Below are 1,244 nucleotides of genomic sequence, written 5' to 3'. Positions count from 1 at the left end.
ATACTGGGACAAGCAGTCTCCGGGTAACGTTGATAACATCACTCTGACGCCGATCAAGGAAAATGCGACACGTGTTGCCGCTTTGTTGTCCGGTGGCGTGGACTTTATCTACCCGGTGCCCCCAAATGATCATGAGCGTATCAAGCGTTCTGACGATGCTGAACTGATCACCCTGACCGGTTCCCGTCTGATTTCTTTCCAGCTGAATCAGGATCGTGTTGAAGCATTCCAGGACAAGCGAGTTCGTCAGGCCATCGTTCATGCTGTCAACAATGAAGGCATTGTTAAAAAGATTATGAAGGGCTTTGCCGAGGCTGCCGGTCAGCAGGGGCCTGAAGGTTACGCAGGTTATGTTGATGAACTGGAACCGCGTTACGACCTGAAGAAAGCCAAACAGCTGATGAAAGAAGCAGGTTATGAAGATGGCTTCTCTGTCACCATGATGGCGCCAAATAACCGTTACATTAACGATGCCAAGATTGCCCAGACGGTGGCCAGCATGTTGGAGCGTATTAACATCAAGGTTGACCTGAAAACCATGCCCAAGGCGCAGTACTGGCCAGCATTTGATGAACGTGCTGCCGACATCATGATGATCGGCTGGCACTCTGATACTGAAGATTCCGCCAACATGACTGAATACACCACTGCCTGTGCTGATGCCAGCACAGGCTGGGGTCAGTACAACAGTGGTAACTACTGCAACGAGTCCGTCGATAAGCTGGTTAAAGCAGCAGGTACTGAAACAAACCTGGACAAGCGCGCCAAGCTGCTGCAGGAAGTTGAGAAGGAACTGTACCAGGAAGCAGCCTATGTTCCTTTGCACTGGGAGAACCTGGCCTGGGGCGCCCGTAAAGGTGTTAAAGCTGAAGAAGTGGTTAACATCATGAACTTCCCATACCTGGCTGACCTGGTCGTTAGCGAGAAGTAATCGTCACAGGGCCGGCTCATACCGGTCCTTTTTTGGTTTTTTTCTGATCGATCATTATCTCTGATCAGTCTGTGTCGTCATCTGAGTGGAGCGGCATTTTCGCAAGTATAAAACGCTGCAGGGTTTTTTATGTTGTTATTTTTATTCAGGAGACTGGTGCAGGGTCTGGTGGTGATGTTTGTCATCAGCCTGATCAGTTTCTCCATCCAGGATAATCTGGGTGATCCTCTCAGAGAGATGGTGGGCCAGTCCGTGTCAGAAGCTGAACGGGAGGTGCTGCGTGATGAACTGGGCCTGAACGATCCTTTCCTGG

1 protein-coding gene and 1 pseudogene are annotated in these 1,244 nt (G+C 50.3%); both read left to right on the top strand.

Going from position 1 to position 1,244, the window contains the following annotated elements:
* Positions 1-931: ABC transporter substrate-binding protein (locus KDK19_RS00480; protein ID WP_257291105.1), on the top strand; the 931-nt coding region annotated here is incomplete at its 5' end.
* A gap of 129 nt (positions 932-1,060) precedes the next feature.
* Positions 1,061-1,244, top strand: a pseudogene (locus tag KDK19_RS00475) (ABC transporter permease); the annotation flags it as partial.

The sequence above is a fragment of the Endozoicomonas sp. ONNA1 genome, from assembly GCF_024606325.1.
Classification (GTDB): domain Bacteria; phylum Pseudomonadota; class Gammaproteobacteria; order Pseudomonadales; family Endozoicomonadaceae; genus Endozoicomonas_A.
The sequence above is the reverse complement of the archived record's forward strand: the minus strand, read 5'-3'. Positions and strand labels throughout refer to the sequence as shown.